The organism is Streptomyces griseorubiginosus, assembly GCF_036345115.1.
Classification (GTDB): domain Bacteria; phylum Actinomycetota; class Actinomycetes; order Streptomycetales; family Streptomycetaceae; genus Streptomyces; species Streptomyces griseorubiginosus_C.
In genome coordinates this window covers 6771087-6789503 of the sequence record NZ_CP107766.1, presented here as the reverse complement: position 1 = coordinate 6789503, position 18417 = coordinate 6771087, and the positions used below count along the sequence as shown (strand labels likewise).

The 18417-nt window shown below is 72.8% G+C and carries 18 protein-coding genes and 1 riboswitch; of the genes, 12 read left to right on the top strand and 6 right to left on the bottom strand.

Features of this window, described 5'->3' with window-relative positions:
- The 5 genes from OHN19_RS30730 (at position 1) to OHN19_RS30710 (ending at position 3988) form a co-directional block, all read left to right on the top strand.
- On the top strand, positions 1 to 654 hold the full coding sequence (locus OHN19_RS30730) for a class I SAM-dependent methyltransferase (RefSeq protein ID WP_330267309.1): 654 nt from the start codon (positions 1 to 3) through the stop codon (positions 652 to 654).
- A 22-nt stretch (positions 655 to 676) separates the two neighbouring features.
- Positions 677 to 1582, top strand: a complete 906-nt coding sequence (locus tag OHN19_RS30725; protein WP_330267308.1) for an N-acetylmuramoyl-L-alanine amidase — start codon at positions 677 to 679, stop codon at positions 1580 to 1582.
- Positions 1583 to 1668: 86 nt separating this feature from the next.
- A complete protein-coding gene (locus OHN19_RS30720; RefSeq protein WP_330267307.1) occupies positions 1669 to 2505 on the top strand; it encodes a DUF5336 domain-containing protein in 837 nt (278 codons plus the stop codon).
- A gap of 138 nt (positions 2506 to 2643) precedes the next feature.
- A complete protein-coding gene (locus tag OHN19_RS30715) occupies positions 2644 to 3654 on the top strand; it encodes an LLM class F420-dependent oxidoreductase (protein WP_330267306.1) in 1011 nt (336 codons plus the stop codon).
- 40 nt (positions 3655 to 3694) lie between these two features.
- Positions 3695 to 3988: a hypothetical protein gene (locus OHN19_RS30710; RefSeq protein ID WP_028810033.1), complete on the top strand. Its 294-nt coding sequence runs from the start codon at positions 3695 to 3697 to the stop codon at positions 3986 to 3988.
- 107 nt (positions 3989 to 4095) lie between these two features.
- Here the strand turns inward: OHN19_RS30710 and OHN19_RS30705 are convergent, their stop codons facing one another.
- Genes OHN19_RS30705 through OHN19_RS30695 form a run of 3 tightly spaced genes read right to left on the bottom strand, consistent with a single transcriptional unit; the run spans position 4096 to position 7420 of the window.
- Entirely contained in the window at positions 4096 to 5166 is a 1071-nt protein-coding gene (locus tag OHN19_RS30705; RefSeq protein ID WP_330267305.1) for a prenyltransferase, read from the bottom strand.
- Positions 5163 to 5915: a class I SAM-dependent methyltransferase gene (locus tag OHN19_RS30700; RefSeq protein ID WP_330267304.1), complete on the bottom strand. Its 753-nt coding sequence runs from the start codon at positions 5913 to 5915 to the stop codon at positions 5163 to 5165. Before OHN19_RS30700 ends, OHN19_RS30705 begins: the two co-directional genes overlap by 4 nt.
- Positions 5909 to 7420 carry a glycosyltransferase family 4 protein gene (locus OHN19_RS30695; RefSeq protein ID WP_330267303.1) on the bottom strand — a complete coding sequence of 504 codons (1512 nt, stop codon included), beginning with the start codon at positions 7418 to 7420 and terminating at the stop codon, positions 5909 to 5911. Before OHN19_RS30695 ends, OHN19_RS30700 begins: the two co-directional genes overlap by 7 nt.
- A gap of 227 nt (positions 7421 to 7647) precedes the next feature.
- Between OHN19_RS30695 and OHN19_RS30690 the strand changes: the two genes are divergently transcribed.
- Entirely contained in the window at positions 7648 to 8283 is a 636-nt protein-coding gene (locus tag OHN19_RS30690; RefSeq protein WP_330267302.1) for a TetR family transcriptional regulator, read from the top strand.
- On the opposite strand, the gene OHN19_RS30685 is transcribed toward OHN19_RS30690, so the two are convergent.
- The 3 genes from OHN19_RS30685 to OHN19_RS30675 form a co-directional block, all read right to left on the bottom strand.
- Positions 8280 to 9143 (bottom strand): tetratricopeptide repeat protein, encoded by an 864-nt coding sequence (locus OHN19_RS30685; protein WP_330267301.1) that lies wholly within the window; start codon positions 9141 to 9143, stop codon positions 8280 to 8282. The two genes, OHN19_RS30690 and OHN19_RS30685, sit on opposite strands and share 4 nt — an antisense overlap.
- Positions 9144 to 9705: 562 nt before the next feature.
- Positions 9706 to 9939: a ferredoxin gene (locus OHN19_RS30680; RefSeq protein WP_330267300.1), complete on the bottom strand. Its 234-nt coding sequence runs from the start codon at positions 9937 to 9939 to the stop codon at positions 9706 to 9708.
- Between the two features lie 4 nt (positions 9940 to 9943).
- On the bottom strand, positions 9944 to 11401 hold the full coding sequence (locus OHN19_RS30675; RefSeq protein ID WP_330267299.1) for an aldehyde dehydrogenase: 1458 nt from the start codon (positions 11399 to 11401) through the stop codon (positions 9944 to 9946).
- 168 nt (positions 11402 to 11569) lie between these two features.
- On the opposite strand from OHN19_RS30675, the gene OHN19_RS30670 reads away from it, so the two are divergent.
- From OHN19_RS30670 to OHN19_RS30645, 6 genes are all read left to right on the top strand, one after another.
- Positions 11570 to 12595: an MBL fold metallo-hydrolase gene (locus tag OHN19_RS30670; protein WP_330267298.1), complete on the top strand. Its 1026-nt coding sequence runs from the start codon at positions 11570 to 11572 to the stop codon at positions 12593 to 12595.
- Between the two features lie 92 nt (positions 12596 to 12687).
- Positions 12688 to 12759: riboswitch (cobalamin riboswitch) on the top strand.
- Positions 12760 to 12895: 136 nt separating this feature from the next.
- Positions 12896 to 14104: a prenyltransferase/squalene oxidase repeat-containing protein gene (locus OHN19_RS30665; protein WP_330267297.1), complete on the top strand. Its 1209-nt coding sequence runs from the start codon at positions 12896 to 12898 to the stop codon at positions 14102 to 14104.
- The gene (locus OHN19_RS30660; RefSeq protein ID WP_330267296.1) at positions 14101 to 14730 is read left to right on the top strand and encodes an SCO2322 family protein; all 630 of its coding nucleotides are present in this window, start codon (positions 14101 to 14103) and stop codon (positions 14728 to 14730) included. The genes OHN19_RS30665 and OHN19_RS30660 overlap by 4 nt, the downstream gene beginning before the upstream one ends.
- Positions 14723 to 15856, top strand: coding sequence for an energy-coupling factor transporter transmembrane component T (locus OHN19_RS30655; RefSeq protein ID WP_330267295.1), 1134 nt, complete (start codon positions 14723 to 14725; stop codon positions 15854 to 15856). Before OHN19_RS30660 ends, OHN19_RS30655 begins: the two co-directional genes overlap by 8 nt.
- Entirely contained in the window at positions 15853 to 17574 is a 1722-nt protein-coding gene (locus OHN19_RS30650; protein ID WP_330267294.1) for an ABC transporter ATP-binding protein, read from the top strand. The genes OHN19_RS30655 and OHN19_RS30650 overlap by 4 nt, the downstream gene beginning before the upstream one ends.
- A complete protein-coding gene (locus OHN19_RS30645) occupies positions 17571 to 18407 on the top strand; it encodes an ECF transporter S component (RefSeq protein WP_330267293.1) in 837 nt (278 codons plus the stop codon). The genes OHN19_RS30650 and OHN19_RS30645 overlap by 4 nt, the downstream gene beginning before the upstream one ends.
- Positions 18408 to 18417 lie beyond the last annotated feature (10 nt).

The window sequence follows — 18417 nt, the reverse complement described above, 5'->3', positions numbered from 1 at the left end:
ATGGCCGCGGCCGCACCCAAGCCCGAGATCCTGGCCGCCTTCGAGGCCGCCAAGGGGTTCATGCCCGTGGACGAGGGACTGGCCCTGTACGCGGCCGCCCTGGACGCCGGGCGCCTCGGTTTGCCGTTGCTGGAGGTGGGCACGTACTGCGGCCGCTCCGCGGTCCTGCTCGCCGACGCGGCCCGGGAGTCCGGTGTCACGGCGCTCACCGTCGACCACCATCGGGGCAGCGAGGAGCAGCAGCCCGGGTGGGAGTACCACGATCCGCAGACCGTGGACCCGGAGCTCGGGGTGATGGACACGCTGCCGGCCTTCCGGCGGACCCTGTACCGGGCCGGCCTGGAGGAGCACGTCGTCGCTCTGGTCGGGCGGTCGCCGCAGATCGCGAAGGTCTGGGGGACACCGCTCGGGCTCGTCTTCATCGACGGCGGCCACACCGACGAGCACGCGAACGCCGACTACGCGGGCTGGGCCCCCCACGTGGCCGAAGGCGGACTGCTCGTCATCCATGACGTGTTCCCGGAGCCGGAGGACGAGTTCACCGGCCAGGCCCCGTACCGCATCTACCTCCGAGCTCTCGCCTCCGGCGCCTTCACGGAGGTCTCCGCGACCGACTCGCTGCGGGTGCTGCGGCGGACGCGGGCGGGGATCTGACGGCGGGGTTAGAGTCGCAGACGTGTCGTACGCAGGCCCTGAATTCGAGTCCCCCCAGCCCCACCGCCCCCGGCGCCGACCCCTGACGCTCGCTCTCGCCGTGCTCGTGCCGGGTGCGCTGCTCGGGTGGCTGGTGTACGAGGGGGTGGGCGGGGCGGCCGACGGTGGCGGGACGCCGGCCGTGGCGCACAAGGGATCGAGCGCCGCTCCCCCGACCGCCTCCTCCACCACCGCCGAGGACAAGAAGCCGCTCGCCTCGCTCCGGGGCAAGGTCGTCGTCATCGACCCCGGTCACAATCTCACCAACTTCCGGCACACGGCCGAGATCAACCGCAAGGTCGACATCGGCACGAACCGCAAGGAGTGCGACACGACGGGGACGTCCACCAACTCCGGTTACGCGGAGGCCAAGTTCACCCTCGATGTCGCCCACCGGCTGCGCACCCTGCTGGAGCGCAAGGGCGCGACGGTGAAACTCACACAGGACGGCGACCGCCCCTACGGCCCCTGCGTGGACGAGCGGGCCCGGATCGGCAACGACGCGAAGGCCGACGCGGTGGTGTCGATCCACGCGGACGGCGCGGGCGCCGGACAGCGCGGCTACCACGTGATCCTCCCGGGCCGCGTCCACCAGGGCATCGCCGACACCCGCCGCATCGTCGGCCCCTCCGCCACCCTCGGCCGGCTCCTCGCGACCGACTTCGGACGCGTCACGGGCACCGAACCCTCCAACTACATCGGCGACGGCACCGGCCTCGACACCCGCACGGACCTCGGCGGCCTCAATCTGTCAACGGTCCCCAAGGTCTTCATCGAATGCGGCAACATGCGCGACAGCAAGGACGCGGCTCTGCTCACGAGCGCGGCCTGGCGGCAGAAGGCCGCGCAAGGGATCTCTGAGGGAATCGTGAGTTTCCTGCGCGGGTAACGATCAGCGCGCACAACCCGTCGTACGCTCCGCCAGGGCGGACGATAGGGTCTACCGACGACGAGACGACCTACGAAGGACCTGAAGTGAATATCCGCTCCCTCACTCGAGGCGACGGCGTCGTGATCGGAGCAGCGGTATTGCTGTTCATCGCGTCGTTCCTCGACATCTACGCGGTCGACGGGGCTCCCGACGACGCCGAACTCCCCAACTCCTGGGAGAGTGGCCCGGTCCTGATGGGGGTCATTCTCGCGGGCATCATCGGTGCCGGGCTCGTCGTCGCCTCGCGCGGCCTGCCGCAGGTTCCCAAGGTCGCCGGGCTCGATCTCGGCCAGTTCGGCGTCGCGTTCACCGTCTTCGCCGCCTGGACCGCGCTCGGGAACATCTTCGACCCGCTGGGGGGCGCCGACAACGGCAGCTCCGGTTCGGGCAGCGGCGTCAGCGCCGGCACCGGTCTGATCCTCGCTCTCGTCGCGACCCTCGTCATGGCCGGGGCCGCCATCGCCACCCCGCTGGTCCCCGCCCTCCAGGCCGGCCTGATCCCGGCGCCGAAGCCGCCCCAGCCGCAGCCCTACGGCGCCCAGCCGCCCGGTGGTTACGGCTACCCGGGCGCCCAGCAGCAGGGGCAGCCCGGACAGCCGGGTCAGCCCTACGGCGGTCAGCCGCAGCCCGGTCAGCCGTTCGGCGCGCAGCCGCAGGCGTCGGCCCCGCAGCCGCCGGCCGCGGAGTTCTCGCCGTTCTGGTTCGCCGTGCCGGTGCCGCGTCCGCTGTTCGCGGAGGACGGCTCGCCGACGCCGATCGCCGAACTCGCGCCGGGCACCTGGTACTTGGCCGTCGAGCAGCGCGGTCCCGGTCTGGTCGCCCAGACGCAGGATGGTCGCCGCGGGGTGCTCCAGGACACGAGCGGCATCCAGCGCGGCTGAGCCCTTCGAGGTCGTACGACGGCCCCTCGCCCCTTCCGGGCGGGGGGCCGTTGCCGTACATGACCCTTCCGGGCGGCAGGTCGTTGCCGTACATTCGCGAGCGGCCATCGGAGATCTGACGTTGCGTCAGGAGGCGTCGTGCGACTCGGTCTTGCGCTCGGTTACTGGGGTCGCGGCCCCTCCCCCGACCATGTTCCGCTGGCCCAGGAGGCCGAGCGGCTCGGCTACCACTCGGTGTGGACGGCCGAGTCGTGGGGCTCCGACGTGTTCACCCCGCTCACCTGGATCGCCGCGCGGACGTCAACCATCAAGCTGGGCACGGCGGTTGCGCAGATGGCCGCAAGGTCGCCCACCACGACCGCCATGCACGCCCTCACCCTGGACCATCTCTCCGGGGGCCGGGTCATGCTGGGCCTCGGCCTGTCCGGTCCGCAGGTCGTCGAGGGCTGGTACGGCCGCCCGTTCCCCAAGTCACCGCTGACCGCGACCCGGGAGTACGTCGAGGTCGTACGGCAGGTGCTGCGGCGGGAGGCGCCGGTCGCGTCGGAGGGGCGTTTCCATCCGCTGCCGTACCGGGGGCCGGACGGGACGGGCCTCGGCAAGGCATTGAAGCCGATCACCCACCCCCTCCGCCCCGACCTGCCGATCCTGCTCGGCGCCGAGGGCCCGAAGAACGTCGCCCAGACGACCCGGATCGCGGACGGCTGGCTGCCGTTGTACTGGTCGCCGACCCGGCCCGAGGTGTACGAGGCCTCGCTCGCCGACGCCCCGGAGAAGTTCCTGATCGCCCCCATGGCCCAGGTGCGGGTCTGCGACGACGTGACCGAGGGGCTGCTGCCCGTCAAGACGATGCTCGGCTTCTACATCGGCGGCATGGGGCACGCGGCCCGCAACTTCCACGCCGACCTCATGGCCCGCATGGGGTACGAGGAGGAGGCCCGCAGGATCCAGCGGCTGTTCCTCGAGGGGCGGCGGGAGGAGGCGGTGCTCGCCGTGCCCGACGCGTTCGCCGACGAGATCTCCCTGGTCGGCCCGCGCGAACGGATCGCCGAGCGGCTGGAGTTGTGGCGCAAGGGTCCGGTGACGGACCTGCTGGCGCTGGCGCCGGATCCGCACAGTATGCGGCTGCTGGCGGAGCTCAACGGATGACGCCAGGTTTCGTTCGAGCAATCCCGGCCATTCGAACACCATGTCCACTCACACGCGCCGTGGTGCCAATTCCGCCGGGACGGTCATAGCGGTCGTCGCCGACATCATGGCCCTCATCCTGGGCCTGTGGATTCTCATGTACCTGCTGGACGCCAACCGCGGGAACGACTTCGTGCAGTTCATCCACGACGCCGCCCGCTGGCTCGCCGGCTGGTCCTACGACCTCTTCACCTTCGACGAGGCCTGGGCCCGCGTAGTCGCCGGCTACGGCCTGGCCGCGGTGGTGTACCTGTTCGTTGGTCACGCCATCGCGAATCGGGCCCACCGTCACTGAGCGCTCCGCGGGAGGTGCCGGGGTGGGCCGTCGGGCGGGTGCGGCGCCGTCGTGGCTGGTCGCGCAGTTCCCCGCGCCCCTTCAGGGCGCTACCGAACCCCGCGTCCTCAGGCGCAGCAGTCCGGGTCCAGCCCCGACGGCAACCGGTCCCCCGAGAACACCGCACAGGTCGCCTCGTGTCCCCCCAGCGCGGCGACTGCCAGCAGCAGGGAGCCGGCCGTCCAGGTGGTGAGTTCGCGGGGCCAGACAGCCTGGTCCTCGAACACGAACCCGGTCCAGTACAACCCGCTCTCCGCGTCGCGGAGATGCTGGATGGACTGGAGGATCTCCAGCGCCCGGTCGGACTCGCCGGTCGCCCACAGGGCGAGGGCGAGTTCGGCCGACTCGCCGCCCGTCACCCACGGGTTGGGGACGACACACCGCACGCCGAGGCCGGGCACGACGAACCGCTCCCAGCCCTCCTCGATACGGGACTTGGCCTCCGCGCCGGTCAACGCCCCGCCCAGGACCGGGTAGTACCAGTCCATGGAGTAGCGGTTCTTGTCGAGGAAGCGTTCGGGGTGGCGCCGGATCGCGTGGCGCAGCGCCCCTAGTGCCAACTCCCAGTCCGGCTGGGCCTCTTCACGCTGTTCGGCGATCGCGAGCGCGCAACGGAGAGCGTGGTGGATCGACGACGACCCGGTGAGCAGGCCGTCCGCGACAGCCGTACCGTCGTCCTCCCGCTTCCACCCGATCTGCCCGCCCGGCTGCTGGAGCCCCAGCACGAACTCCATCGCCGCGTACACCGTCGGCCACATCCGGTCGAGGAACGTGTCGTCGCCGGTGGACAGGTAGTGGTGCCACACTCCTACGGCTATGTAGGCGACGAAGTTCGTCTCGCGCCCCCGGTCGGTGACCTCCGTGAAGTCCCCGTCCTGGTAGGCCGCGTACCAGGAACCGTCCGTGTTCTGGTGCCGGGCGAGCCACTCGTAGGCGCGCTCGGCGGGCTCGTGCTCGCCCGCCGCGTCCAGCGCCATCGCGGCCTCGGTGTGGTCCCACGGGTCGAGGTGGTGCCCTCGGAACCACGGGATCGCCCCGTCCTCCCGCTGCACGGCCAGGATCCCGGCGACGGTCGCGGTGGCCTGCTCGGCGGTCAACACCCCGGGCAGGACCAGGTGTTCGGTGCGCGGAGTCGTCACCGCGCGTCCACGGAGGACACGGCGGAGACGGCGGGAAGGTGCGGCTTGGTCGCGTACGCCACGAAGCTCTTGCCGATCAGGGGGTTGAGGGCCTGCTCGGCGACCCGCGTCGCCAGCGGCTTCTTCATGATGTCCCAGACCAGCAACTTGTGGTACGCCTTCACCGGCAGCGCCTTGTCGTTGTCGACGCCGAACGCGCACTTCAGCCACCAGTACGGGGAGTGCAGGGCGTGCGCGTGGTGGGTGCCGTACGGCTTCAGACCGGCCTCGCGGATCTTCGCGAGCAGTTCGTCCGCCTTGTAGATGCGGATGTGGCCGCCTTCGACCTCGTGGTACGCGTCGGAGAGCGCCCAGCAGACCTTCTCGGGACCGTAGCGCGGGACGGTGATGGCGATGCGGCCGCCCGGCTTCAACACCCGGACCATCTCGGCGAGGACGCCCTTGTCGTCGGGGATGTGCTCCATGACCTCGGAGATGATCACGACGTCGAAGGACTCGTCGGGGAAGGGCAGCGCGAGCGCGTCACCCTCCATGGCGGTGGCCGTCGCTCCCTCGGGGGCCTCGCCGGCCTCCTTCATCGCCGCGAACCACTTCGCGACCTCGCGGATCTCCTCGGCGTTCTGGTCCAGGGCCACGACCTGCGCGCCGCGCCGGTAGCACTCGAACGCGTGCCGGCCGGCCCCGCAGCCGAGGTCCAGGACACGGTCACCCGGCGCGAGCGGGAACCGGGAGAAGTCGACGGTCAGCACGTGGCCCTGCTTTCGGGATAGACACCGGTGTCTGGGGTGGAGGCTGCGGGGGCAGCAGCGGTCTTGGGGGCGGCGGACACGACACCGGCGCCGCCGCTCGGGGAGGCGGGGGTGTCGGCGACCGATTCCGGGGCGGCGGCGATGCCGGCAGGCTCCGGGGTGGCGGTGGCCGTGGCCGTGGGCTCCGAGGCGACGCGAGAGGTGCCCCCCGCCGCACCCGCGGCGATCGCCTCCCGGTACCTGCTCACCGTGCCCTCCGCGGCCCGTGCCCACGTGAAGTGGGCGAGGACGCGTTCACGTCCCGCCGCTCCGAGCCGGGCCCGCAGGTCCGGGTCGCCCAGCAGTCGGCTCAGCCCCACCGCCAGTGCTCCGGAGTCGCCCGGCGGTACCGCGAGGCAGGTCTCGCCGTCGCGGCCGGCCACCTCGGGGATCGCGCCGCCCGTGGTCGCGACCAGCGGGGTGCCGGTCGCCATGGCCTCGGCGGCCGGGAGGGAGAAGCCCTCGTAGAGCGACGGCACACAGGCGACCTCCGCCGAGCGGACCAGGTCGACCAGTTCCGCGTCCGAGATGCCCTTGACGAACTCGACGGCGCCTTCGAGGCCGTAGCGCTCGATCGCGACGGCGACCGGGCCCTCGGTCGGGCGCTTGCCGACGACGACCAGGTGTGCGGCGGGGTGTTCGGTGCGCACCTTCGCGAGGGCCTCGACGAGGAAGACCAGGCCCTTGAGGGGGACGTCCGCGCTGGAGGTCGTGACGATCCGGCCGGGCACGACCGGTACCGAGGGATCCGGCTTGAACAGGTCGGTGTCGGCGCCGATGTGGACGACGTGGATACGGTCCTCGCGGACGCCGAGGTGGTCGACGATCTCCTGGCGGGAGGTGCCGGAGACGGTGAGCACGGAGGGCAGCCGGCGGGCGACGCGCTTCTGCATGCGGGTGAAGGCGTACCAGCGGCGCTTGGACAGCCGCTGCTGCCAGCCCTCCGCCGCGTCCAGCTCCAACTGCCGGTCCACGGTGATGGGGTGGTGGATCGTGGTCACCAGTGGCGCGCCGACGTCGCCCAACAGGCCGTAGCCGAGGGTCTGGTTGTCGTGCACCACGTCGAACTCGCCGCTGCGGGCCCGGAGATGGCGTCGGGCCCGCAGGGAGAAGGTGAGCGGCTCGGGGAAGCCGCCGGTCCACATCGTGGCGACTTCCAGGGCGTCGATCCAGTCCCGGTACTCGTCGCGTTTCGGGGTGCGGAAGGGGTCCGGGAAGCGGTACAGGTCGAGGCTGGGCAGCTCGGTGAGCGGGACGCCCCCGTCGAGGACGGGGTACGGCTGCGCACCGATCACCTCGACGCGGTGGCCGAGACGGGCCAGCTCACGCGAGAGGTGCCGGGTGTAGACCCCCTGGCCCCCGCAGAACGGGTTCCCCTTATAGGTGAGGAGCGCGATTCGGAGCGGTCGCTCGCCGTCGGCGGCCAGGTCCTCCAAAGACCCCGCCTGACTGGCCTCAGCGGTCACTCTCGGCCCCCTTCTGCCTGCACTGTCCCGCGAGATTACGACGAGACGGTAATCTAGAACAAGTTTCAGACTTGATCGTTCAGGAGGCTCCGAATCTACCGGCAGGTAGGGGTCCTGTGAGCGGTGGATCAGGTGATTCACGCCACGAACGCCGCGCCCGCGCCACGGCCCGGCACCCTGTCATGCTGAGTGATCACACGCCCTCACGGACTGTCACGGAACCCAAGGTGGACAAGGTGGCCAAGCCGCCCAGAGTGGAAGCCAGTACCGCGCGACCGGACGCGCCGCCGCTGACCGAGCGGCAGGAGGCGCGGCGCCGCCGCATCCTGCACGCGAGCGCGCAGCTGGCGAGCCGGGGCGGGTTCGACGCGGTGCAGATGCGGGAGGTCGCGGAGTCCTCGCAGGTGGCGCTCGGCACGCTGTACCGCTACTTCCCGTCCAAGATCCATCTGCTGGTCGCCACCATGCAGGACCAGCTGGAGCACATGCACGGCACGCTCCGCAAGAAGCCGCCGCAGGGCGAGACGGCGGCCGAGCGGGTCGCGGAGACCCTGATGCGGGCCTTCCGCGCCCTCCAGCGCGAGCCGCACCTGGCGGACGCGATGGTCAGGGCGCTGACCTTCGCGGACCGCAGTGTGAGCCCGGAGGTCGACCAGGTCTCCCACCAGACCACGCTGATCATCCTGGACGCGATGGGCCTTCAGGACCCGACGCCCGAGCAGCTCTCCGCGGTCCGCGTGATCGAGCACACCTGGCACTCGGCCCTGATCACCTGGCTGTCGGGGCGGGCCTCCATCGCCCAGGTGAAGATCGACATCGAGACGGTGTGCCGGCTGATCGACCTGACGGAACCCCGGTCCTAGCCGACGGTCACGAGTCCGCTCCAGGTCCGTCCGGGCGCCGTCCGGTCCGCCCACCGCTCCAGCAGTCGCCTGGCCTCCTCCTCGGGGGCGGCGAGGGAGACCTGCTGGGCGCCGGCTTCGGCGGTGCGCTGTTGCTCGTGGGTGCCCTCGCTGCAACAGGCGCACAGCATGCGGACGCTGCTCGCGGGCTCGGCGCCGAAGCCGTGGTCGGTGAAGAGTTCGACGAGCGCCTCCAGGTCGGCGGCCTCGCCCGCGGCCACCGTGACCTCCAGGGTGGGCAGTTCGGAGGCCTCGAAGAGCAGCAGTTCGTCGAAGACGGGGTAGGCCGAGCCCTCGACGACCCGCTCGCCTTTGGGTTCGCCGTCGTGGACGACGATCTCGCCGTAGCGCCGGCCGCCCGTGACGGGGACGTTGACGACCCGGCCCCGGGTCGGGCACAGCCGCTCGATCCAGACGACCTCGCGCTCACCGCCGGTGTCGAGGCGGACGCAGGCGTGTCCGAACCGGCCGTCGATCTGCCCCTCACCGTCCGGCATCTCGATGCCGAAGCCGGTCCAGGCGTCCCTCGCGGTCGCCCAGTCCCGCTGGATCGTGGCCGCGATACCGAGGTTCCAGTACGCCGGGTCGCCCTCGCCGCGCGGGCTGCGGGCGGCCGCCTCCCGGCCCAGCTCGTACGCCTTGGCCCAGTTCCGCAGGAACTTGTGGGCGAGGGCGGCGTCGTACCACCACACCGCGCTCGCCCTGAGGTCCGGGAAGTGCGCGAGGACCTGCTCGTAGAGTTCGGCGGCCCGCAGCCACTCCTCGGCGTCCCAGGCCGCACGCGCCTGCTGGATCAGCTTCTTGGCCTCGGACTTCTGCACGCGCTCCACCCCTGCTGTACGACGACGACCGCAGGAGCTTAGGCGTTCCCGCCCGGACACGGACACCTGGCTCCCACGACCGGCTGGGCGCCGCAGGTCGGGTGGCGCGGGCCGGGTGGCGCGGGCCGGGCACCGCAGGTCGGGTGCCCCGGGTCGGGCGCCGCAGGTCGGGCACCGCAGATCGGGCGCCGCAGGCCGGGCACCGCAGATCGGGCGCCGCAGGCCGGGCACCGCAGATCGGGCGCCGCAGGCCGGGCGCCGCAGGTCGGTCGCCGCAGGCTGGGCACCGCAGGTCGGGTGCCCCGGGTCGGGCGCCGCAGGTCGGGCGCCGCAGGTCGGGCGCCGCAGGTCGGTCGCCGCAGGCTGGGCACCGCAGATCGGGCGCCCCGGGCCGGGCACCGCAGGCCGGGTGGCGCGGGCCAGGCACCGCGGATCGGGGCCGGGGACCGGGCGGGCGAACAGGTGGGCAGGGGCCCGGCGCCCGCCGTCGAGAGCGTCCGGACGGGCGCCGCGGACCCCGCTCGCTCCCCCGCCCCCGCTCGGCCCCCGCTCGCCCCCGCCCCTACTCCTCCGGCGGGAACACCGGCTCCCCGCTCCCCAGCAGGCTGATCATGATCGCCTCGACCGGGCAGTTCTCGGCGGCCGCCAGGATCTTCTCGTTGGCGTCGGTCTCCGGGTCGGCGGGGTGGGACTGGCGGGCCGTGTCGAGGTGGAAGGCGTCCGGGGCGGTGTGGACGCACTGGGCCGAGCCGATGCACAGGGAGCGGTCGACGTCGACGTGCCAGCGGTCCCCCATCGCCTCAGCCCTCCCAGCCGGCCGGCAGGTGGATCATCTTGTGCTCCAGGTACTCGCCGTAGCCCTCCGGCCCGAACTCCCTGCCCAGGCCGGAGTTCTTGTAGCCGCCGAAGGGGCCGAGCATGTCGAGGCTGAAGGTGTTGACGTTGTACGTGCCGGTGCGGACCTGCTTCGCGACCTCGATGCCGTGCTCGACGTCGGCCGTCCACACGCTGCCGGAGAGGCCGTAGTCGGAGTCGTTGGCGATCTTCACCGCCTCGGACTCGTCGCCGTACGGCAGCAGGCAGATCACCGGGCCGAAGATCTCCTCCCGCGCGATCCGCATCGAGTTGTCGACGTCTCCGAAGAGCGTGGGCTCGACGTACCAGCCGCGGTCCAGCCCGGCGGGGCGTCCGCCACCCGTGAGGATCTTCGCGCCCTCCTCCTGACCGATCCTGATGTAGTCGAGGTTGCGGCGCTGCTGGCGTTCGGCGACCAGCGGGCCGACCTGGGTTGCCGGGTCGAGCGGGTCGCCCACGACCAGTGAACTGGCCGCCGCGGCAAGGGCTTCGGCGAACTCGTCGTAGCGGGAGCGGGGCAGCAGGATGCGGGTCTGGGCCACGCACGCCTGGCCGTTGTTCATCCACGCGGACGGGACGATCCCCGCGACCGCCGTCTCCACGTCCGCGTCCGGGAGGACCACGGCCGCGGACTTCCCACCCAACTCCAGTGTCACGCGCGTGAGATTGCGGGCCGCGACCTCCATCACCCGCTTGCCCGCGCCCACCGAGCCGGTGAAGGAGACCTTGTCGATCCCCGGGTGCCCGACCAGGTACTCGCTCACCTCGCGGTCGGCCGGGAGGATGGACAGGACGCCCTCCGGCAGCCCGGCCTCCTTGGTGATCTCGGCCAGGATGTACGCGTCCAGTGGCGACTCGGGCGACGGCTTGAGCACCACCGTGCAGCCGGTGAGCAGCGCGGGCGCGAGCTTGGCGGCGGCGACGAACTGCGGGACGTTCCACGGCACTACGGCGGCTACCACCCCGACCGGCTCACGGCGCACGAGGATGCGGCCGAGGACTCCGTCGCGGGTCTCCTCGTAGGTGAAGTTCCGCGCGACCGTGATCGCCGAGTCCCAGACCATCATCGCGCCGAGGGCCTGGGCGAGGACGCTCCAGGAGTACGGCGAGCCGTTCTCGGAGGAGATCACGCGGGCGATCTCCTCGTGCCGTATCGCGATGGCGTCCTTGATCCTGGTGACGACCTCGATGCGTTCGTCGAGGGACATCCGCGGCCAGGGTCCCTCGTCGAAGGCGGTGCGGGCGGCGGCGACGGCCGCGTCCACGTCCGCGCGGGAGGCGTGCGGTACCCGGCCGATGACCTCCTGGGTGTGCGGGGAGATGACCTCGATGACGTCCGTGCCCCGGGGGTCGGTCAACTCCCCGCCGATGAACAGCTGTCCGTGTTCCACGAGCTCGGCCATGGCGAACGCCTCCCAGGGGCGGCTTGCTGACGATCCATCAGATACGGAACTGATACCAGTTCCACTCGGAGGAGTCCACGGCCCGCACACCACGACTGTTGGTGACCTCAGGCTACCGTCGAAACCGGTTCTAGTTATGATGGCCGGAACGCGGTGATTGGGGAGCTCATGGCGCAGGTGTACGACCATGGTGGCGGCGTCCGGTCCGTCCAGGTGCCCATCCCCGACAACCCCCTCGGCCACACGCTCGTGTACGTCGTCGAGACCGACCGGGGGCCGGTGCTGGTCGACACCGGGTGGGACGACCCGGCCTCCTGGGACACCCTCGCCGAGGGGCTGACCGCGTGCGGGACCGGCGTCAATGAGATCCACGGCGTGGTCGTCACCCACCACCACCCCGATCACCACGGCCTGTCCGGACAGGTGCGCGAGGTCTCCGGCGCCTGGATCGCCATGCACGCGGCGGACTCAGCGATCGTGCGGCGCACCCGGGAGACCCGGGCCGAGCGCTGGTTCAGCTACATGACGGCCAAGCTGGAGGCGGCGGGCGCGCCCGAGGAGCACGTGGCACCCCTGCGCACCGCCCGCCGTCGCCAACTCCCCGGGTTCTCCCCCGCGTTGCCCGACCGCGAGATCGTCCCCGGCGAGCTCCTCGACCTCCCCGGCCGCAGACTCCGCGCGATCTGGACCCCGGGACACACCCCCGGCCATGTCTGCCTGCACCTGGAGGAGGACCACCCGGCCCGGCTCCCGGGCCACGGACGCCTGTTCTCCGGCGACCATCTGCTCCCCGAGATCACCCCGCACATCGGCCTGTACGAGGACCCCGACGACGCCACCGTGACCGACCCCCTCGGTGACTACCTCGACTCCCTGGAGCGGATCGGCCGCCTCGCGCCCGCCGAGGTGCTCCCCGCCCACCAGCACGTCTTCACCGACGCGTCCGCCCGCGTCCAGGAGTTGCTCGCCCACCACGAGGAACGCCTCACCGACCTGCGCTCCCTCCTCGCCGAACCCCTCACCCCCTGGCAGCTCGCCGAGCGCATGGAGTGGAACCGGCCCTGGGAACAGATCCCCTACGGCTCGCGGAACATCGCGGTCTCCGAGGCCGAGGCACATCTGCGGCGGCTGGTGAAGCTGGGGCGGGCGGAGGCGGTGACGGGGAGCGATCCGGTGACATACGTGGCCGTATAGGGACGGACACCCACCATCGAGACCTCACAGGCGGCTCTCAGCGGCTTCCCTACGGGCGAGTAGAGTGGCCAGGTCGTATCACACCCGTACGGGGGGAAGCCGGTGCAATTCCGGCGCTGACCCGCAACCGTAAGCCGTCCTCCAGGCGGTGAGCCGGACTGCCCCGCACGGTTCGTGACCGGCTCGCGCGCACCGGCAACCGGCCGGTGCGCGGCACCGTCGAGGTACACGGAGCCGAGCCGCCCGGGGGTCCTCCCGTGCTGCCCGGCTCCCCCGCAGGGAGAAGGGCATCCGCCGATCATGAACGTCCGCCGCAGCGCCGCGGTCCTGGCCGCCGCCGTCGCGATCGGTACGGCCACGCCCGCCGTCGCCGCCTCGCCGTCCCCGACGCCGTCCCTGCCCTCGGGGCTGTACGGCGGCGGCGACCCCACGTACGACGGGGTCTGGCGGCAGTCCTTCGCGCTGATCGCCCTGCACCGGGTGGACGTGGAGCCCGCCGCCGCGGCCGTCGACTGGCTGGCGGGGCAGCAGTGCGCGAACGGGGCGTTCCCGGCGTTCCGCGCGGACCCGGCCAAGGCCTGCGACGCCAAGCTGATGGTCGACACCAACAGCACGGCCGCGGCCGCCCAGGCCCTGTCCGCGGTGGGCGGGCACGGCACCGCGGTCACGAAGGCGGTGACCTGGCTGAAGTCCGTCCAGAACAAGGACGGCGGCTGGGGCTACGCGCCCGGCGGGGCCAGCGACGCCAACTCGACGTCGGTGGTGATCGGCGCCCTGGCCACCCAGGACACCCCCGTCTCGGAGATCCGCGTCGGCACCCAATCGCCCTACGACGCCCTGCTGAAGCTGTCCCTGCCGTGCGCCGATGGGGGCGCCTTCGCCTACCAGCCGGACAAGAAGGGCAAGCTCAAGGCCAACGCGGACGCGACGGCCGCGGCTGTCGTCGCCGCGCACGGCACGGGCCCGCTGACGGCACGGGCCGGGGCCACGGCGGAGAGTTCCTGCGCCGACGCATCGCACCTCACCCCGGCGAGGGCCGCGGCCAACGGAGCCTCCTTCCTCGCCGAGGCGGTCGCGAAGGACGGCTACCTGAAGTCCGTCCTGCCAGGCGCCGAGAACCAGCCCGACTACGGCAACACGGCGGACGCGGTCGTCGCACTGGCCGTGCAGGGCGGTACCGGGGCCGCGCGGAAGCCCCTGACCTGGCTGGAGCGGAACTCCTCGAAGTGGGCCCAGCAGAACGGCCCGGCGGCCTGGGCCCAGCTGATCCTCGCCGCCGAGGCGGCCGGCACCGACCCGCGCGACTTCGGCGGCACGGACCTGGTGCAGCGGCTCACCGCGACGGGACCGGCGCCCGAGACCGCATCGAGCGCCACCGCCGACTCGGGCACCTCCGCCGACTCCGACGACTCCGGCAGCTCCGTCTGGTGGGTGGTCGGCGCGGGTCTCGCCGCCGGCGCGGGCATCGGCTTCCTCCTCAGCGGCCGCAACAAGAGGAAGCGGCCGTGATCCGCCGGGCGGCCCTCCTCTGCGTCCTCGCCGGGCTGCTCCTCTCCGTCACGGCACCGGCGCACGCCACCGGCTACCGCTACTGGTCCTTCTGGGACCGCACGGGCACGACCTGGACGTACGCCACCCAGGGCCCGTCGACCGCGGTTCCCTCGGACGGTGACGTCCAGGGCTTCCGCTTCGCGGTCAGCGAGGACTCCTCGGACGCGACGAAACCCCGCGGGTCGGCGTCGTTCCACGCGATCTGCGCGCGCACGCCGGCTCAGGAGGGCCGCAAGCGCGTGGCCCTGGTCATCGACTTCGGTACGGCCGCGGACGCGCCCTCCGGTGAGCGGCCCCCGGCCCGGCGCACCGTGTGCGCGGCGGTGGCCCCCGACGCGACGACCGCCGAAGCCCTGGCCGCGAGCGCGAAGCCGCTCCGCTACAACAGCAACGCCCTGCTGTGCGCGATCTCGGGGTATCCCCGGACGGGTTGCGGCGAGGCGGTGGCGGGGGCGAAGAAGACGGCACCCGCCGAGAAGAAGCAGGACGACGGCCCGGCGCTGGGCCTGTGGGCGGGAGCGGCGGCCGTGGTGGCACTGGCCGCGGCGGCGACCTGGCAGGCGAGGCGCCGCCGCGATGCGTAGCACGGCCGTGCGCCCGACGGACTGGGCCGGCACCCGGCCTGCCCCGGCCGCCCGTCGCCCGGCGTCCCTGCACCCCGGTGCCTGGTGGCTGTGGGCGCTCTCCCTCGGTGTCGCGGCCACCCGGACCGGCAACCCGCTGCTTCTCGCCCTCCTGGTCGCCGTCTCCGCCTACGTGGTGGCCACCTGCCGCCGCCCCTCCCCCTGGTCCCGCTCCTACGGCGCCTTCCTCAAGCTCGCGCTCGCGGTCCTCCTCGTCCGCCTCCTGTTCACCGTCGTGCTCGGCTCCCCCGTCCCCGGCACCCATGTCCTGGTCACGCTCCCCGAACTCCCGCTCCCCGACTGGGCGCAGGGCATCCGGCTGGGTGGCAGGGTGACCGCGGAGTCCCTCGTCTTCGCCCTCTACGACGGCCTGAAGCTGGCCACGCTGCTCATCTGCGTGGGTGCGGCGAACGCCCTCGCCAACCCGCACCGCCTCCTCAAGTCCCTCCCCGGCGCCCTCTACGAACTCGGCGTCGCGGTGGTCGTGGCGCTCACCTTCGCCCCGCACCTCATCGCCGACGTCCAGCGCCTGCGCGCCGCCCGCCGGCTGCGCGGCCGCCCGGACACCGGCCTGCGCGGTCTCCTCCAGGTCGGACTCCCGGTCCTGGAGGGCGCGTTGGAGCGTTCGGTCGCCCTCGCCGCCGCGATGGACGCCCGCGGCTACGGCCGCACCGCACAGGTCGCGCCCCGGGTCCGCCGTACGACCACCGCACTCACCCTCGGCGGTCTGCTCGGGGTCTGCGCGGGAACGTACGGGCTGCTCACCGCCGAAGGCGGCACGTACGGCCTCCCCGTCCTGCTCGCCGGCCTGGCCGCCGCCCTCGCGGGCCTGCGTCTGGGCGGTCGCCGCACCCCGCGCACGCGCTACCGGCCGGACCGCTGGACTCCCCGTGCCTTCCTGGTCGCCGGTTCCGGCGCGGCCGCCGCGGCCGCGATGTCCGTCGCGAGCGTCACCGACCCGGCCGCCCTGCACCCCGGCGTGGTCCCGCTCGTCGCGCCCGCCCTTCCCCTGTGGCCCGCCGCGGCCGTCCTGGTGGGCCTGCTGCCGGCCTTCCTCGCCCCCGCCCCCAAGGAGCCGTCGCCGTGATCCGCTTCGAGGACGTCTCCGTGACGTACGACGGGGCCGCCGAACCCACCGTCCAAGGCGTCGACTTCGTGGTTCCGGAGGGCGAACTGGTCCTGCTCGTCGGCCCGTCGGGGGTCGGCAAGTCCACGGTCCTCGGCGCGGTCAGCGGACTGGTCCCGCACTTCACCGGCGGCACCCTGCGCGGCCGGGTCACGGTGGCCGGCCGGGACACCCGCACCCACAAGCCGCGTGAACTGGCCGACGTGGTCGGCACGGTGGGTCAGGACCCGCTGTCCCACTTCGTGACGGACACGGTCGAGGACGAACTCGCCTACGGCATGGAGTCGCTGGGCCTGCCGCCGGCGGTGATGCGGCGCCGGGTGGAGGAGACGCTGGACCTGCTGGGCCTGGCCCCGCTGCGCGACCGGCCCCTGGCCACCCTCTCCGGCGGTCAGCAGCAGCGCGTGGCGATCGGCTCGGTCCTCACCCCGCACCCCGAGGTCCTGGTCCTGGACGAACCGACCTCGGCCCTGGACCCCGCCGCGGCCGAGGAGGTCCTGGCCGTCCTCCAACGCCTGGTCCACGACCTCGGCACCACGGTCCTCATGGCCGAGCACCGCCTGGAGCGCGTCATCCAGTACGCCGACCAGGTCGCCCTCCTCCCGTCCCCGGGCACCCCGCCGCGCCTGGGCACCCCGGCCGAGATGATGGCCGTGTCCCCGGTGTACCCACCGGTGGTGGACCTGGGCCGCCTGGCGGGCTGGACCCCGCTGCCGCTGACGGTGCGGGACGCCCGGCGCAGGGCGGGGGACCTCAGGGAGCGACTGACCGGGCATGTACCGACAGCCAACGCACCCGCAGCCGCCGACGGCGGGCTCGCCCCACAGGGGCCACCCGCACCCGACAACGAAACGGGTGGTGCGGGTGGGAACCCCGGAACGCCCCGCCGAAGGCGGGCGTTCCGCGCGCGACCCACTCCCCCCGCACCGAACCTCGCCGACGTCACCGCCCTCTCCGTCCGCCGCGCCCACGTCCAGGCCCTGGCCCGCATCGACCTGACCGTCCGCCCCGGCGAGACCATCGCCCTCATGGGCCGCAACGGCGCCGGAAAGTCCACCCTCCTCAACACCCTCGTAGGACTCGTCGCTCCGAGCACCGGCACGGTCCGGGTGGGCGGCGCCCCGCCCGACCGCACCCGGCCCCGGGACCTCGTCCGCCGGGTCGGTCTCGTCCCGCAGGAACCCCGGGACCTGCTCTACGCCGACACGGTCGCCGCCGAATGCCGGGCCGCCGACAAGGACGCCGACGCGGCACCCGGCACCTGCCGCGCCCTCGTGACGGACCTGCTCCCCGGAGTGACCGACGACACCCACCCCCGGGACCTCTCCGAGGGCCAGCGCCTCGCCCTCGCGCTCGCCGTGGTCCTGACCGCCCGCCCACCCCTCCTGCTCCTGGACGAACCGACCCGCGGCCTGGACTACGCGGCCAAGTCCCGCCTGGTCACCCTGCTCAAGGACCTCGCCGGCACCGGCCACGCGATCATGCTGGCCACCCACGACGTGGAACTCGCCGCCGAGCTCGCCCACCGGGTGATCCTGCTGGCCGAGGGCGAGGTGATCGCGGACGGCCCGGCGGCTGACGTCATCACGTCCTCCCCCTCCTTCGCCCCGCAGGTCAGCAAGATCCTCGCCCCGCAGCGGTGGCTCACGGTGGCCCAGGTGCGAAAGGCCCTGGCATGACCCGAACCCCCGGCACGCCTCGCACCTCCAGAGCCGTCCGCCTCGGCCCCCGCTCCCTGCTCACCCTCGCCCTGGTCAGCGCCGTGGGCGTCGTCGCCTTCGGCTGGCCCTTCCTCGCCCCGCCCGACTCCCAGGTCGGCAGCCACACCCAGGACGCCCCCTGGCTCTTCGCCGGTCTGCTGGTCCTCCTCGTCGCGGTGGTCGCGGCGTCGATCGCGGAATCGGGCCTGGGCCCCAAGGCCGTGGCGATGCTCGGTGTGCTCGCCGCGACCGGCGCCGCCCTCAGACCCATCGGCGCGGGCACCGCCGGTATCGAGCCGATGTTCTTCCTGATGGTGCTGAGCGGCCGTGTCCTCGGCCCCGGCTTCGGCTTCGTGCTCGGCAACGTCACGATGTTCGCGTCCGCCCTGCTCACCGGCGGGGTCGGGCCGTGGATGCCGTTCCAGATGCTGGCCATGGGCTGGTTCACGATGGGCGCGGGTCTGCTGCCGGTACCCGCCCGCGCAGCGGGCCGTACGGAGGTCCGGGTGCTGGCCGCCTACGGTTTCCTCGCCGCCTTCGCCTACGGCACCGCCATGAACATGGCCGGCTGGCCCTTCATGGGCGCCCTCGCCTCGAACATCGCCTTCGACCCGCACACCGGGGTCCCCGCCAACCTGGCCCGGTTCGTGGCGTACTGCCTGGCCACGTCCCTCGGCTGGGACCTCGGCCGGGCGCTGGTCACCGTCGTCCTGACGCTCACCCTCGGCCCGGCCCTCCTCAGGGGGCTGCGCCGGGCCACCCGCCGGGCCGCCTTCGAGGCCCAGGTCACATTCGAGGCGCCCGGGCGGTGAAGCGCCCCAC

Excerpts from the sequence above, each read along its gene's own strand:
- OHN19_RS30670 (WP_330267298.1), top strand. The coding sequence starts at position 11,570 with ATGGCGCAGGTGTACGACCATGGTGGCGGCGTCCGGTCCGTCCAGGTG.
- OHN19_RS30730 (WP_330267309.1), top strand. The coding sequence starts at position 1 with ATGGCCGCGGCCGCACCCAAGCCCGAGATCCTGGCCGCCTTCGAGGCC.
- OHN19_RS30710 (WP_028810033.1), top strand. The coding sequence starts at position 3,695 with ATGTCCACTCACACGCGCCGTGGTGCCAATTCCGCCGGGACGGTCATA.
- OHN19_RS30680 (WP_330267300.1), bottom strand. The coding sequence starts at position 9,939 with ATGGGGGACCGCTGGCACGTCGACGTCGACCGCTCCCTGTGCATCGGC.
- OHN19_RS30665 (WP_330267297.1), top strand. The coding sequence starts at position 12,896 with ATGAACGTCCGCCGCAGCGCCGCGGTCCTGGCCGCCGCCGTCGCGATC.
- OHN19_RS30655 (WP_330267295.1), top strand. The coding sequence starts at position 14,723 with ATGCGTAGCACGGCCGTGCGCCCGACGGACTGGGCCGGCACCCGGCCT.
- OHN19_RS30645 (WP_330267293.1), top strand. The coding sequence starts at position 17,571 with ATGACCCGAACCCCCGGCACGCCTCGCACCTCCAGAGCCGTCCGCCTC.
- OHN19_RS30675 (WP_330267299.1), bottom strand. The coding sequence starts at position 11,401 with ATGGCCGAGCTCGTGGAACACGGACAGCTGTTCATCGGCGGGGAGTTG.